Origin of the sequence: Sporosarcina sp. BI001-red (genome assembly GCF_003384035.1) — a bacterium.
Classification (GTDB): domain Bacteria; phylum Bacillota; class Bacilli; order Bacillales_A; family Planococcaceae; genus Sporosarcina.
Genome location: NZ_QQAK01000012.1, coordinates 374859 through 390857 on the forward strand (window position 1 = coordinate 374859; position 15999 = coordinate 390857).

Genomic DNA, 15999 nt, shown 5'->3' on the forward strand with positions numbered 1-15999 from the left:
CCCTCCTTCCTACTTGTGTATACCACAAAACATGTTGTAGTATGCATCATAATGACTTGAACTCACTTAAATTCACGTTTTTCGTCTACATTCACATGTCACTTCACAATAAATAAGAAGGAGTTGAAAGATTAATGAACATTCATGGTAGACTTGTTTTCGGTATTCAAGTGGATACCGAGACCAGATGCGCTCATTATCATAAAGAAATCGATCGGATCGCGATTAAATTCTATTGCTGTCATCAGTATTTCCCATGTTACAAATGTCATACAGAATGTGGATGCGGTCAGCCAAAAATATGGCCAAATAATTACTTCGATGAAAAAGCCATACTTTGTGGCAGTTGCGGACATGAATTGACTATTTCACAGTATTTAACTTGCCAATCCACCTGTCCCAACTGTCACAGTGAATTTAATCCAGGATGTAATTTACATGCACATTTATACTTTGAAACAGATATAGGCTCCTAGTCAGCAGGCAGGAAGTGCATTTATTTACTGATTCTATTCGTATAATCTGTTCGTAACGAACGTTTCAATACTTTTCCACTTGGGTTCTTAGGTAGCTCATCTGTGAATTCTACATACTTAGGGGTTTTAAAGGACGACATTCGTTTTTTACAGAATTCAATGACCTCCTCTTTTTGCAATACTACCCCTGCTTTTGGAACAATTATTGCAGTCACCGCTTCAATCCAATAAGAATCGGGAATGCTAATGACCGCTACTTCTGAAACGCCTTCCATTTCATAAATGACTTCTTCCACTTCCCTACTGGAAACGTTCACTCCGCCCGTGTTGATCATATCTTTTTTCCGATCCACGATGGTTACATAACCTTCTTCATCCATGACTCCTAAATCACCACTATGGAACCATCCTCCACGAAAAGCTTCAGCGGTTTTTTCTGCATCATGTAAATATCCTTTCATGGCATGTGGGGTTCTATGGACAATCTCCCCCAGTTCTCCCCGAGGAACTTCCTCATCTTGATCATTTACAATCCTTGTTTGTACGTTCAAACTCGGTAATCCAGCTGACCCGAGCTTTCTCAGCTGATCTTCAGGTTGCAACGCTGTAGCTAACGGCGCAACTTCTGTTTGACCATAAAAATTCCAGAGAGATGCACCGGGTAACCGTGTTTTCAATTCTTTCAAAATTTCCATCGGCATTATAGCAGCGCCATAATAGCATTTTTTTAATGATGACAAATCCCTTTTATCGAAGTCTTCATGACGAAGAAGTGCTATCCATACGGTAGGAGGACAGAACAGTAACGTTGCATGCTCTTCCTCAATTGTTGTTAATATTTTCTCAGGTGTTGGGAATTCCAAAATGACTCCAGTGGACCCCAAGTAAACACTTGGCCCAAGGAAAACGTGCAATTGAGCGCTATGGTATAAGGGAAGTGCATGAATGACAATATCATCAGCACTCATTTTCCCATCTACTATACAACTGACATATTCACTAATCAGGCTTTTGTGACTGAGCATCACTCCCTTAGGTCTCGATTCAGTTCCACTTGTATACAGCACTTGAGCAACATCATCATCTTCGATTTGAATTTCAGGAGCTACTGAAGAATGTTCCTTTCGAATTCTGTTAATTGACACCCAATGTTCAGGAGCATTTTCATCATTTTGTCCGATGACTATCTTTTGTTCCACGTTATGTTGAACCAATGATTGTTCCATTAACGCTATGAATTCAACAGAAGCAAAAACTGCATGAATCCGAGCATGTCCGATAATATAACTAATCTCATCTTGTGTTAACATATAATTGATTGGCACCATAATTGAACCTATGCGGGCTAACGCAAAGTTGAGGACGACAAAATCTAAACTGTTTCTAGACAAGACTGTGACAAAATCACCTTTTTTAATTCCATTTGATAAAAGTCCATTAGCAGTCCGATTCACTAAAGCATCCAACTCTTCGTATGTGAGACTTTGATTTTTAAACACCAGTGCACTCTTTTTCGGGAAACGTCTACTCGTTCGAAGTAGCAAATCACCTAACGTATTTCTCCGCACAGATTGTAAATGATCGATAAGTCCTTCTACAATGAATTGATTAGTCATTAACATCCTCCTCAACTATAGGTGCTCATTATAATGATAATTCAGATAACTATTAAAAACAAGAGGAGCAGATGCTTTTAACAGTCATCTGCTCCTCTTGTTTTAGTCACCCTTGAACTCCATTTAGTGTATTTCTATAGTTTCTGATGAAACGCACTTTTTTCATCTATGTTCTAGAATTGACAGTTCGTCACTATACAAAGTAAATAGACATTGTGGCAATGTTCTTTCTTAAACAATTTGAATTCCCTCTGCTTCCAGTAACGTTTGGAGTTCACTATATTTGTTTCGGCTTAGAGGAATTTTTTGTCCATTTGAAAGCTCTATGGTATACGAACGAGCTGTGGAATCCGACTGTACAGAAATTATATGATGTAATGGGACTATGAACGACTGGTGCGCTCGATAGAACCCATATCCATCAAACATCATTTCGATTTCTTTCATGGAACCACCAGAGATAAACGAATCATTCGATGTGACAATTGATATTTTACGTCCACTTTTTTCGATATATAAAATATCCGATACATTTACGATACGTATCCCACCCGAAACCTTCATACCGATTTTATGATCTGGGATAGTGGATTTCTGCGGTTCTTGAAAAATCGTTTGAACTGCAGTCATTGTTTTCTCCATTCGGAAAAAATTGATGGGTTTAATTAGAAAATCGAGTGGCCTATAGTCATAACCATCGAGTGCGAATCCAGCATGACCCGTCACAAAAATAATTTTAATGTGTGGGTATACAGACTGAATATGCCCAGCTAATTCCAGCCCAGTAATATCCCCAATTTCAATATCTAGAAATAATAAATCAATTTTTTCAGTTCTCAAAAAATCCAATGCTGATTTACCGCTATTTACAGTATTAATCAAAGAGATGAAAGGAAAAGAAGCAAGATCAGCTGTTAATAAATCAATTGCTTGCTGGTCATCATCTACAATCATTGTTCGAATTTGCATACTAACTTCCCCCTGTACCGTCTCAGTAATCTTCTGTATTTTCCGGTATCCTTACATGAATGGTCAAGCCCTCTTCACTCAATTCAGGGTAAATCACCCCAAAGTTCGCAGATACGATTTTTTGGACGCTTGCGAGACCAATCCCTTCGTGAGAACTTTTCGTTGAAAAGCCGGATTGGAACATGCTCATGACTCTGTGTTCGTCAGCCGTCGTCCGATTACTCACACGAATCACGTAATGCCGTTTTTCTTTTGTAATTTCTACATGCATTTTACGTTCTACAAGTGGTAACAATTCAAGTTCTTCTATTGCATTTTGAATGAGATTCCCAAGAATCTTATTGACATCATACACTGAAACAGGAATTCCACGTAAATCATCAAATATCGAATAGTGTATCTCAATTCCCTTTTGCTTAGCTAGTTCACTTTGCGTATTTAGTAGTGCACTCATTGCAGGATGAGAAAGCGGGAGCAATTCGTTCACATCTTGAACTTGTTGTACGACTTGGCCAATATACGCACTGGCCTCATCATGCTGGTTCTTTTTCAATAATCCATAAATAGAAGTTAAGTGAAAATTAAAATCATGACGCTGCGAACGGATTACTGTAAAGAATGAGAGCATATCTTTCTGATATTGCTGATCTAGATAGAATTTTTCTTGTGCTAGTTTTTGCCGAAGTGAAGTTTTCAAATAATACACTAAAATCGCTAGGAGCACCAATGACCAACCTGTGATGAAAAGTCGATACGCTGGAGTGAAAATTTCACGGTCATAGTACGTATATTGAAAAAATATGCCCATTACAATAAGCAAAATTGCACTAACTAATAATGTGGAACGATGCCTGAATTTTGGTTGATCTAGCGATCCAGATTCTTTAAACACCTCACCTGGAAGCAAAATCGGTTTTAAACGCGAGACCCATAAAATGATTAGTAAATTATTCATGAGTATAAACAGCTCCATCATAATCATGATGAAGGAATCTGCGTCTAATTTAGCTTGTGAAATTGCTAACTCAAAAAGATTTCGTTGGGTTACATAGACAATCGCAATTTGGTAGGTCCACCCAAACAAAATCGTAAAAATTGCTTGGAGGATCGGCATGCGAACGAACCAAATGAAAGCAGGTAGCAACACGATATATACGATACCTGGGTCAAGCTCCCACCTGGTCAAAAATTGGAGTACTTCGAAAACTGTAACTGCGGCTATTACCGAGAGGAGTACTTTTACTATAGATTTTAACGGATGAATTCCTACCGCAGATTGACCTAGAAAAAGCCCTGCAAAAACTGTAATACTTAAAAAAATTCCAGAAAGAATACTCATGTATTCATCACCTTGTCAACGTGTATTGTTCGAATTATACCATACCCATACGAGTTGGAGAAATCATGCAAATTAAAAAACCTCTTGTTCCCTAAGGGAACAAGAGGTTTATAGTTATTCTGGCATGATGTTGCAAACTGTTAAGCGCTCTTCTTCGATCCAAGAAGAAAGAAATGACTTCCAATCGCTTAGAGTCAGTTGCTGTATCGATGGAATTATTTCAAAGTAAGATAACGCACGATTACGATACCAAATCATACCTTGTGCATTATTTTCAATCGAATTCATACGTCGCAAGGTTTTACCAATTGTTCGCTTTTTCAAGCGTTCGAACTGTTGTTCTTCTATTTCAGCGGTAGCTAAGGACTTCAACTGTGTCTTAATCTGGTCAGCAAGTTGTTCAGGATGAGCAGAATTACTGCCGATCATTGAGAATCCGAAGGTTTTATCAATCACCGATGTAAACATAAATGATGAATCTATTAGCTCCGAATCAGCAAGTTCTTGATAGAACTTACCGCTCCTACTATAAAAGTAATCGAGGGTCATACTCGTCAATAGTTTACGGATCCCAAGTTCTTTTGCTGGAATCTGGCCGACATACTCCTTAATTCCTATCATCACTTTAGGAACACTTACATTCATATGTTGGGTACGTTGTGATTCATGGACTTCTTTCTGTTCGTTTGGATATACACGAGTAAATGGACCGATTTCAGGGAACTTTTTCAACTCCTGATTGTTACGGATTGCAGTCATCATTTCCTCAGTATCAAAATTACCTGAAATAGCAAGCGTCATATTTGTTGGATGATAAAACGTCTCGTACGCTGTTAGTAATTGTTCTTTCGTCATATTATTAATTGACTCAAGTGTACCTAGTACTTCGTTTCGAACAGGATGTTTTGCAAACAAAGATTCTTGGACAGCTAGGTAGATACGTTGTTCAGGTATGTCAGCATACATTTGATACTCTTGACTAATAATCCCTTTTTCTTTGTTTACAGTTTCATCTGTCAAAAAGGGGTCTTGCACAAAATTCAAAAGTAACTCGACATTTTCAACTTCGTTTCCAACAGTTGTAAAATAATAAGAGGTTTCAGAGTCGTTTGTATACGCATTCACATCAGAACCAAGCTTACCAAATTCCGCGTATACATCGTGATCGCCTTTATCAAAAAGCTTATGTTCCAAATAATGAGCAGTTCCTGATGGAATCTGAACAGCTTCCGTCTCATTGTAAGGAATGAATTCTAAATCCGCACCACCAAAATCTGCGGTGAAAATACCGAACGTTTTGCTTAGCGTCTTTTTAGGGATTAAGATGACATTTAATCCATTTAGCAATTGTTCCGTATACACTACTTCATCAATTGTTGTGAAATCCAATTTCTCCATTATTCTTCCCCCTTACTCGTTAAGAAGAACGTCGTATCACGCTCTAACTTACTCGTAGCTCTTTGAATATCATCACGAGTAATAGATTTAAACTTTTCTATCATGTCTTGTGGTGATTTAGATGTGCCCGTTAAGATTTTCTGATATTCAGTAGAAATAATTCCACCGATACCATCCAACGCCTGCTGATAGCTACCGATCATCATGGCTTTAGTATCTTCAAGAACTTCATCGGAGAATGTACCGGCCTTTAAAATCGCCACTTGTTCGTCGATGATTTTAACCGTCTTCTCATAATCTTTTGGAGCGATTCCACAGAAGATGATCATCTTATCACTGTATAAATCTAAATCCGCACCAACGTAGTAGGCTAAACTATGCTGTTCTCGAACAGTTGTAAACAGTAAAGAACCCGCATGTCCACCAAGAATCATACTTCCGATCATTAGTGCTTCAAAATCCTCATCCGTAAAGATGGTTTGAGTCCGATATCCGATGTGCAACTTTGCTTGCTGGATTTCATCCGTCTCACGAATAGTTTTAGCGGTCTCTACTAACTTTACTTCACTCGGTAATGCTGCGCCTCCACGTAAACGCTTTTCACTTCCAACCGGTACTCCGGACAGAACCGTTCCAATAAGTTCTTTTGTTTCTTCAGGATTAACATCACCTGCTACGAATACGTCAATTCTAGCTGTTTCCAAAAGAGTTTTGTAAGTAGCATAAAGTCCAGCCTCAGTAATCGAATCAATGTCTTCTAAATAACCACTTGGGTGAATTGAATACAGTTCCCCGATTGCCATTTCATCTATTAAGCGCTCGCCTGCATATGATGATTTATCATCTTTACTAGCTTTAAGGTTTTTTCGTAACTTCTCTTTTTCTTGAGCAACTGTATGTTTGTCGAATCCATCTTGACTTATTTTCGGATTGAACAACAACTCGTTCAGAAAACCAAAAATGTTTTCCTCAAGACTATTTTCGTTTTCAATAAACCGTTCGTTTGCAAATTCTATTTGAACCGTCAGAATGTGACAGTTACCTGAGACACTTTGGTATAGGAGAAGTGATGCTCCATATAAATCATCTAGCTCATCCTGTATTGCAGCAGCTGTTGGAAAACGTTTAGTACCCGCTCTCAAAACTCCCGGCAGTAAATTCCTTTCCGTTATTGTAGCCCGATCTACTAACGTTTGAAATTTCAATTCTACAGTTACTGTTTTGAAGTTTTTGTTTTCTATTACATGAACGTTCAAATTATTCATAGTGGCATCAGCCGATTTAAGTAAACTCATTTTTGTGCCTCCCTTTCAATTTTCCCTCAATAAATCTTAGGCATAGTCTGGTTATGTGGACTATGCCTGAGATTAACCTATTTATTCCTGATTGAAGTCATTTTTCATCACGTCATATATTTTATCGTGATCTGGATGTCCATCAGCGATGAAGTATAAGAAATCATCTTTTGCTTCCATTGGAATTTGACCAGATTGTCCTTCAAATTCCATTGTGACTTCGCCTTTGTCTTTTGCTGATTTCAAGTTTTCACTGTCTGATTTCATCATGTAAACTTGGAAAGGAAGCATATCTTCACCATTAATGACAACATTCATTACTTGTGTTGTACCATCGATGTCAGCAAATCCAGAAGTTTTCTCGCCCACTTCAAGCCCCTCTGCTTCAAGCAGTTCGATTATTTTATCGAAATTAGGATCTGTCGGATCTACGTCTTCAGAACTAGCTTCTCCATCTCCTTCAGTTGCACCGGGTTCTGATGCCTCTGTCTCTGGTTTTGTAGTTTTGTCTTTTGAAGTATCATCTCCACAAGCAGCTAATGCTCCCGCAACAATCATCATCATCAACACTAAAAATGCTTTTTTCATTTTTTCCATTTTAAGCACCCCTTTTTCTATTTTTAATTCATCAAGTAGCCGACAACATTTGGTTCTTTTCGTTTTGAATCTCAATTAAGTTTCCATATAATTCATTCGTTTGCATCAATTCTACATGTGTTCCAGATGCTTCCACCTGACCATTGTTCACAACAATAATATGATCCATTTGTTTCATAGTTCGTAAATTATGACTAATCAGGGCAGTTGTTCTTCCCTTCATAAGCAATCTAAGTGCGCGATTGATATCATGTTCACTTTGAGCATCCAGGCTTGCCATAGCCTCATCTAACAGCAAATATTCAGGATCCATGACGAACGCACGTGCAATTGCGATTCGTTGACGTTGACCACCAGAAAGTTTCGTACCAAATTCTCCGACATCTTTATCAAGTCCTTCGGGGAATTCTTTAATGAATTCTTCTGCTGATGCATGTCTTGCAGCAAGCCAAACAATTTCGTCATCGACTTCTTCATGAATTCCATAAAGAATATTTTCCCGGATGGTACCGGATAGCAACGGAGCATTTTGTGACACATAGGCAATACCTGCTCGCCATTCATCCAGATGAACTTTGTCTGCTGGAGTTGTACCGATAAGTACACGGCCAACATTTGGTTCATACAATCGTTCTAGCATGCCAAAAATGGTAGACTTCCCACCGCCACTTGGACCAACAATTGCTGTTAGTTTTCCTTTTGGAATGGTTAGATTGACATTATTCAAGGCAAGCCGTTGGTCATAGCTGAACGAAACATTCTCCAGCGTCAAATCTGCATTTGGTTGTGTAGCTTTCTCGTTGAACGTATACGTCCTTTCAAGCTGTTCTTCACCTGCTTCTTGAATTTTTGCAATTTCTTCAGAAGCACCTTTAGCTTGTTTCACCGTTTGCCAGAACATTCCATACCTCAACACATTATTGTGTATAAACTGTACATACAAGTAGAACGAAATAACTTGACTGACTTTCATGTCCCCTTTGGAAACCAAATATCCACCGTAGACAAGAACCGTACCTACTACAATTGCTTGTACGCTTTGCATAAGAGGTTCAGCGAAAAGGTCAACAAAAGCACGTTTCTTATCCGCTGTATATTGGTTTTCAATGACTCTGCTCGATTTTTCGAATTCAAAGTCTTCCTTACCGAACGTTTTGATAAGTCTAATTTTAGGGAGACGTTCTGCGAAAAATGCGGTCATATTGGACAGTTGACTTTGCACGCCGTGTTGAGTCCTCTGTGTAAAGTGTCCAACCACGATAGATACAATAATAATGTAGGGAATGACCGGTAACAAAGCAAGTGTCAATTTGACATTCATAGTGTACATGATGACAAACGATCCAACCAAACTGTAAGTTGTGTTGAACAGACTAGTGAAATCTGAAATAGCACTATCGATATATGCAGGATCTAGTGTTACACGACTTATCATATTCAATGACTTATTATCCCGATATTCTTTCATCGGCAATCGAATTAGCTTCGGCCAGATAACTCGCTGGATATTCCTTTTCGTAATTGGGCTAGTCAAGAAAACAAAAAGGGATGAAATCGTTACAAGAACTACACTGGCAATATTCATGTACACATATTTCCAAACAATTGCTTTATCAAAAATGTTCCCTTCCATAATCTGTTGAATGACAATAGGCATACTAAGCAAGAGTGTTGTCGTTCCTAAAGAAGCAACTATTTGAAAAATGTAGAGATGCCAAGGCAGTTTGGCTGTTCGAATTAGATGGAAGAATTCTCCCCAAGAGCTTCTGCGTTTCAGATCATTCATTGCTGATTCCCCCGTTCTTTCTACAAGCAGTCATCAGCCCTCAGTTGTATTATTTAAAAACTCAACAAACTGTCTATATAGTTCACTTTCTTTTAGTACTTCTTCATGTGAACCTGTTGTTTCCACTTTTCCTTCATTCAATAGAATAATTTGGTCTGCATTCCGGATGATCGAAAGGTCGTGAGCCACAACGACAGCTGTTCTTCCTTCCATCAAGACATTCATAGCTGCCTGTACTGCTTTTTCAGACTGGACGTCTAGACTTGCCATTGCTTCATCTAGCAATAAGAAATCTGAGTTCCTCAAAAATGCCCGAGCAATTGCAACACGCTGACGTTGTCCCCCGGATAGGCTAGAACCCCCTTCACCTACAGGAGCATCAAATTTTTCTGGTTGTTCGTTTATGAAACCTAAAATATTGGCATTTTCTGCAGCTTGTACGAGCTCAGATTCAGTTACCTCACGTTCAAGTCCATAAACAATATTCTCCCGGATTGACCCAGCAAATAAGGGACTATCTTGTGCGACATAGCTGAAGAGACCACGCCAGCTATCTAAGTGGAATTTCTCGACTGGAGTGTCACCAAACAGGATCTGCCCATCATTTGGATGATACAGTTGTTGGAGTAAGGATAATATGGTGGACTTTCCACCTCCACTAGGTCCAACAATAGCTGTCACTTGACCATACGGTATTTTAAATGAAACATCGTCAAGAACGAGCTTGTCACCATATGCAAACGTTAGATGATCAAATTCAAGATCTAGCTGATTGTTATGGACTTCCTGTTCACGATGATATTGCTCTAGATCATTTTCAACAAGATGAGCAATTCTAGATGTCGCGCCCTGGCTTTGTTTAATTTGCGTGTACATGACACCAAACGTTTCCAACATCCCAAAATACATCCCAACGTACATGAAGAATGCAATCCAGATTTGAAGCGTGATAGTTCCTTGAGTCACTAAGTAAATTCCGAATATTATGACAAATAACTCCATAAATAGATTCAAGAGACTAGTTAATGGTGTATTCACCCAGGTAGTCAACGAGCGTTTCATATTCGCTTTATAATACAACTGAATATTGTCTTTTCCTCTATTGGTTTCTTTCTTTTCATTCGCAAATGATTTGATTAGCGGAATACTTACGAGCAATTCCGAAAGAAACTGAGTCAAACCGGCAAGTCGATTCTGCGTATATTTATGTGTTCGATAATTCCATTTCCCGTAAAAGATAATGGCGATTACATAAACCGGTGAATACAAAACTAACCCAGCACTTAAGCGCCAATCATAGTCATACAGAACTTTGGCAATGTATACTGTTCCGTAAACCATACCAACAAGTGCAGGTAAAAGACCGGAAATGACTGCACTGATTTGAGAAGTATCGTTAACGGTACGGCTTACCATTTCGTTCGGTTTTACGGTGTCATAAAGTTTAATCGGCGAACGCATCAGACGATTCCAGATTAGCTTCCGATAACGGATGTCAATCTTATACGATGTGATTTTTCCAATGTATCGAATTATTCCAGAAAACAGAACCCGTACAACAATCACAACAACAACACCTGTAATAACTGTGGATGTAATTACTCCCGATGCAACTTGTGCTGTATATGCTGGTAGTAACAAACCTAATGTTATATCTGCAATATTGAGTGCCGTTAGAAGTCCAAGCCAGAACCATGGAAGCCTGGTTTTAAAAAGGAGTCGTATATACGATCTCCACATGCCTCTCTCCTGCTGGCGCCGGATATCTCGTTTCACGCTCTTTTGAGTTGCCGTCACCAAGATGGTTCACTTCCCCTCATTAAAAGTACATTGTTGTTACAGTACTTGCTGAACTCTTCGTTCAATCTCTTCTTGATCATAAATTCCAAGGATGTTGTCAACAGCTTTTCCATCTTTTACAATAACAATTGTCGGGAAGCCCATAACATCATATGTCTTGACATGATCGTTAGCTTCGTTCATCAAATCATCCAAATCCACGTTGTGCTGAATAATTTTCAATTTACCAGTATATTTCTCGTCAATGTCCTTTAAGATTGGAACAATCAATTCACACGGCCCACAACCGTCTGTTGTAAAATCAATAACTACTGGTACTTTACTGTTTAATACCTCATTATTAAAGTCCTCTTTGCTTACTTGTCGTAATTCTCCCATTTCAATTCCTCCAATTAGTAAATATTAGTAAACCAATCTTTCAAACTTTCTGAATACTAACGTTAGTTTACGTCTAGAATGTCTGTAATTCAATACTTCCTGCATACCTTGGTAGATTTATAGCTTATAATGTCCTAAATCATGTCGATTTTGTCCGTGATATAAAAAAACAGCCTTGTCGATTGTTGGACAAGGCTGCAACTTAATATTCTAGTTACTTTTCATTCTCAATTTTCTTATGTGATGGATCATTTGCCGAGACAAGTGGAATCGCACGTAAAAATATCGCCACGATTGCCCCCAACACCATGATACAAGCTGCTACAAAGAAAGTGGTCGTCAGTGCTTCGCTGAAAACTCCTTTAACTGTTCCAACAAGTTGTTCTGCAATTGGTTGAATATCGGCTGGTAAACTCGCTTTTACTTGTTCAAGTCTTGGGGTATCTAACAAGATTTCTGGATTCATAAGTTGCCCAATCTTCCCTGCTTCTTCAGGTGGTAAATTAGATAATCCACCGTCCGTTTGTCCGGAAAATGCGGAAGTCATTTTTTTCATCATAACAGAACTCATCACGGCACCGAATATGCCGATTCCGATTGTGTTCCCAAGTGATCGGAACAACTGTGAGGAGGCAGAGGCAACACCAAGTTGCCTTAGGCTGACAGCATTTTGGACAGTGAGTGAAAATACCGGCATGCTCAAACCGAGACCAATCCCTACGATACACAAATACAAGATTATCAACGCAACTGATGTATTGATAGAAATGAAGCTCATCAAGAAGATGCCAATGGATCCAATGGCTAATCCAATGATGGCCAGCCCTTTATATCTACCCGTTTTCGTCATAAAGCCTCCGGCGAAAGTCGTTGCAAACACCATTGTAATCGACATCGGCATCATAATATATCCAGATCCACTAGGAGAAATGCCTTTTACACCTTGGATGAAGAACGGCGTATAAATCATGATCCCCATCATACCCGCACCTAATAAAAACCCAGCGATATTGGACATGGTAACAATGTCATTTTTAAATAGTGAAAGCGGCAAGACTGGTGTTTTCACTTTGCTTTCAGTAATAATGAACGCAATTAACGCTAGAACGGTCACTACAAAGAGTCCAATGATCTGCCAAGAGGACCATCCGTATTTGCCTACACCTTCACCCGCCAAGCTGAATGCGAGCAAGAGAGAAACAATCGTAACCGTTAAAAATAGAGATCCGAAGTAATCGATGGACTCTCCTTCTCTTTTGGCAACTTTCGGGAACAGTTTTGCAATTAATACAAAAGCCACTAAGCCGAGGGGTAAGAAAATCCAGAAGACCCAATGCCAATCGAGGTGATCAACAATGTATCCTCCCATCAAAGGTCCAAGGACACTAGAAACCCCGAAGATTCCACTCATTGCCCCCGTCCATTTCGCCCGTTCTCTTGGTAAATATAAATCCCCAACAGCAGTAAACGCGGTAGACATAATGACACCGCCACCGATACCTGTAATCCCTCTGAAAATAATAAGTTGGAAAATCGTTGAAGAGAATCCTGACAGGAATGCACCGACCATGAAGATTGCGATGCCCGCTAGTAGAAACGGTTTTCTTCCGTAAATATCAGACAGTTTCCCTACTAGGATTGTCGCAACCGCCATTGTTAGCAAATAAATCGTAATGACCCACGTGTAATAATCCATGCCTCCCAGTCGTGAAATAATTCTAGGCATAGCAACACCAATAATCGTTTGGTTGATAGCAGAGAAAAACATCGCCGTCATAATCGCAATCATGATCGTCACTTTTTGTTTTGCAGTTAAGTGGTTCATTACTCATTTCCTTTCATAATAGATATATTGACAGCTGCCTGTTCAAAGACCTCTATCATCATCGGCAATTGACCTTCATCAAGATGACTGAACGCTTCGGACATTTTCGTTCTTCCTACTGCGCGCAATTGCTGCAGCATTTCTCTACCCTCGTCAGTAATCGCAAGGTGTACAATGCGCCGATCAGATTCGTCTCGAATTCGAGTGACGTATCCATGGTTCATCAATTTATCAGACGCAGCTGTCACGGCACCAGCAGTCAATCCTAGAATTTGTGCGAGCTCCGACATTTTAAGTGGGCCTTTTCGCGCTAATGTAAATACTAGATGAGACTGTGAACCCGGCAGATGCTCTTCGAAAACTTGTTTCCACATCCTCCCCATTTCCCGCGTCACATTCCAGAATAATTCTTCAAACCTAACAAAATCCGTTTTGTTCCGTTCAGACATAGTGTTCTACCTCCCAACAAATTTACTTCACCTGTTAAATACTTTAATCATTGAAGTATTTACTAGTATAAGTTCCAGTTTAGCCTGCGTCAAGCATTCAAGAGGCTTTCAATGGAAAAGATAGTGAGTAAGCGGTATGATATAAACATTAGAGTCTACTACATCGTATTATGGAAAGAAGGATTTTGACATGAATGAAGCTGCCTTACAAAAAGATGCGATGCGCGTACTTAAAGCAACGAGCCGCACATTCTACATACCGATTAAATTATTGAACTCGACACTGCGTAAAACGGTTGGATCCGCTTATCTATGCTTACGTGCAATCGATGAAATTGAAGATCACGAGCATCTGGATCCTGTAAAAAAGACTGCATTACTTCGTGCAACAGCAGAGTTGCTTCGAAATGGATTTAACCAGGAAGATTATGAAGCCCTTTTAAAACCTGTTGAAGGACAGTTGCCCGAAGTGACACGTCGTCTAGCGGACTGGCTCGCAGTATGCCCCTCGGAGTTGTATGAAAACGTGCGCAATGTGACTGCGATTATGGCAGATGGCATGGCGAAGTGGGTTGAAAAGGACTTCCAAATTGGAACTAAAGAAGACTTAGACGAATATACGTACTTTGTAGCAGGACTCGTTGGTGTCATGCTATCTGATATTTGGGAGCAATACGATGGGACAAAAACCGATCGCGAATTAGCAATCGGATATGGTCGTGGATTACAGGCAGTCAATATGCTACGTAATCAAGACGAAGACGCAGAACGAGGCGTCCGCTTCTTACCCGAAGGATGGACGCGTGATGACATGTTTGACTACGCCAAAGAAAATCTAAACATGGCGGATGACTATATGAAGCAAATCGAAACGAAAAACATTACACTATTCTGCAAAATCCCACTAGCACTCGCGAAAAAGACATTGTCTGCACTTGAAAAAGGTGAAGAAAAGATGAAGCGCGAAGAAGTGAACGCAACAGTAGATGAAATTTTAAAAGAAACCACATAAAAGAGCAGCCGCAGCTGCTCTTTTTAGTTTGCGGAATGCTCGCGATAGGGTGTTGATCATAATATGGCGGATTCCGCTCATAACCTCAGCATTGTGATCATAAACCTCGAATTCCGCTCATATCTCCAGCATTGTGATCATAAATCTCGAATTCCGCTCATAACCTCAGCATTGTGATCATAAATCTCGAATTCCGCTCATAACTCCAGCATTGTGATCATAAATCTCGAATTCCGCTCATAACCTCAGCATTGTGATCATAAATCACAGATTCCGCTCATAACCTCAGCATTGTGATCATAAATCTCGAATTCCGCTCATAACTCCAGCATTGTGATCATAAATCACAGATTCCGCTCATAACCTCAGTATTGTGATCATAAACCAGCCAATATCGCTCATACCCACTGAAACGTGATGAAAACCCGCTAAACAATCCTACATTTATTCCACAAAAACATTATTAATTGGTGGCAATAGTGTCCAATTAAGTATGTAAAACAAATTAGACGAATTGCTAATGCAGCTCGTCTAATTTTGAAGAATCTAGTTCGTGAAGAAAATCCCGAATTTGTCGCCGGGATTGAAGATGGAAAACCATTTTTCCTTCTTCCGCGTATCGAAGCATCCTGCCCCGCATACCCACTTTTCTACGCCCATACGTAGTCACGATATACTTGAGGAATTCCCAGTCCAATTTTTCAGGACAGTCTTTTCCGAGTTCAGGTCTCGTTTGACGATGATAACGAATCCGCCGTTTTAGCACACGATACAAACATAGGTAAAGAGGAAGTTCCAAGTACACAATGGTATCTGCACGCTTTTCACGAACTGACACTGTACTGGAATAGTTTCCTTCTATAATCCAAGTCGAATCTGCCGTTGCTTCAACTTGACGCTGTTCAAATATTTCCAAAGGGACCTCCTTCCATCCAGGTTCAAAATAGAGACTATCCAAATAAGTAACTGGATAATTGAGCATTTCTCCTAAGGAACGAGCAAATGTCGACTTCCCCGCGCCCGCGGAAATTCCCATCACTAGAATCCGTTGCATAACGA

At 39.6% G+C, this 15999-nt stretch carries 14 protein-coding genes; 2 read left to right on the forward strand and 12 right to left on the reverse strand.

Going from position 1 to position 15999, the window contains the following annotated elements; genetic code table 11:
- Positions 1-134: 134 nt before the first annotated feature.
- Entirely contained in the window at positions 135-476 is a 342-nt protein-coding gene (locus DVB69_RS17815) for a CHY zinc finger protein (protein WP_116019202.1), read from the forward strand.
- A 20-nt stretch (positions 477-496) separates the two neighbouring features.
- Here DVB69_RS17815 and DVB69_RS11325 read toward each other — a convergent pair whose 3' ends face one another.
- From DVB69_RS11325 to DVB69_RS11375, 11 genes are all read right to left on the reverse strand, one after another.
- Positions 497-2092: an acyl-CoA synthetase gene (locus DVB69_RS11325; RefSeq protein WP_116019203.1), complete on the reverse strand. Its 1596-nt coding sequence runs from the start codon at positions 2090-2092 to the stop codon at positions 497-499.
- A 231-nt stretch (positions 2093-2323) separates the two neighbouring features.
- On the reverse strand, positions 2324-3061 hold the full coding sequence (locus DVB69_RS11330; protein WP_116019204.1) for a LytR/AlgR family response regulator transcription factor: 738 nt from the start codon (positions 3059-3061) through the stop codon (positions 2324-2326).
- A 22-nt stretch (positions 3062-3083) separates the two neighbouring features.
- Positions 3084-4400, reverse strand: coding sequence for a sensor histidine kinase (locus DVB69_RS11335; RefSeq protein WP_116019205.1), 1317 nt, complete (start codon positions 4398-4400; stop codon positions 3084-3086).
- A gap of 114 nt (positions 4401-4514) precedes the next feature.
- Positions 4515-5798: an EF-P 5-aminopentanol modification-associated protein YfmH gene (gene yfmH / locus DVB69_RS11340; protein ID WP_116019206.1), complete on the reverse strand. Its 1284-nt coding sequence runs from the start codon at positions 5796-5798 to the stop codon at positions 4515-4517.
- Positions 5798-7093 (reverse strand): EF-P 5-aminopentanol modification-associated protein YfmF, encoded by a 1296-nt coding sequence (yfmF, locus tag DVB69_RS11345; protein ID WP_116019207.1) that lies wholly within the window; start codon positions 7091-7093, stop codon positions 5798-5800. The genes yfmH and yfmF overlap by 1 nt, the downstream gene beginning before the upstream one ends.
- Positions 7094-7174: 81 nt before the next feature.
- Positions 7175-7690: an LptM family lipoprotein gene (locus tag DVB69_RS11350; protein WP_116019208.1), complete on the reverse strand. Its 516-nt coding sequence runs from the start codon at positions 7688-7690 to the stop codon at positions 7175-7177.
- Between the two features lie 31 nt (positions 7691-7721).
- Complete coding sequence (locus tag DVB69_RS11355; RefSeq protein ID WP_116019209.1) at positions 7722-9476, reverse strand: ABC transporter ATP-binding protein; 1755 nt, start codon at positions 9474-9476, stop codon at positions 7722-7724.
- A gap of 33 nt (positions 9477-9509) precedes the next feature.
- Complete coding sequence (locus DVB69_RS11360; protein ID WP_116019210.1) at positions 9510-11216, reverse strand: ABC transporter ATP-binding protein; 1707 nt, start codon at positions 11214-11216, stop codon at positions 9510-9512.
- Between the two features lie 96 nt (positions 11217-11312).
- Positions 11313-11654 carry a thioredoxin family protein gene (locus tag DVB69_RS11365; RefSeq protein WP_116019211.1) on the reverse strand — a complete coding sequence of 114 codons (342 nt, stop codon included), beginning with the start codon at positions 11652-11654 and terminating at the stop codon, positions 11313-11315.
- Between the two features lie 214 nt (positions 11655-11868).
- The gene (locus DVB69_RS11370) at positions 11869-13479 is read right to left on the reverse strand and encodes an MDR family MFS transporter (protein WP_116019212.1); all 1611 of its coding nucleotides are present in this window, start codon (positions 13477-13479) and stop codon (positions 11869-11871) included.
- Positions 13479-13928 carry a MarR family winged helix-turn-helix transcriptional regulator gene (locus DVB69_RS11375; protein WP_116019213.1) on the reverse strand — a complete coding sequence of 150 codons (450 nt, stop codon included), beginning with the start codon at positions 13926-13928 and terminating at the stop codon, positions 13479-13481. Before DVB69_RS11375 ends, DVB69_RS11370 begins: the two co-directional genes overlap by 1 nt.
- A 190-nt stretch (positions 13929-14118) precedes the next feature.
- On the opposite strand from DVB69_RS11375, the gene DVB69_RS11380 reads away from it, so the two are divergent.
- Positions 14119-14940 carry a squalene/phytoene synthase family protein gene (locus DVB69_RS11380; protein WP_116019214.1) on the forward strand — a complete coding sequence of 274 codons (822 nt, stop codon included), beginning with the start codon at positions 14119-14121 and terminating at the stop codon, positions 14938-14940.
- Positions 14941-15457: 517 nt separating this feature from the next.
- Here DVB69_RS11380 and DVB69_RS11385 read toward each other — a convergent pair.
- The gene (locus DVB69_RS11385; protein WP_116019215.1) at positions 15458-15994 is read right to left on the reverse strand and encodes a P-loop NTPase family protein; all 537 of its coding nucleotides are present in this window, start codon (positions 15992-15994) and stop codon (positions 15458-15460) included.
- Positions 15995-15999 lie beyond the last annotated feature (5 nt).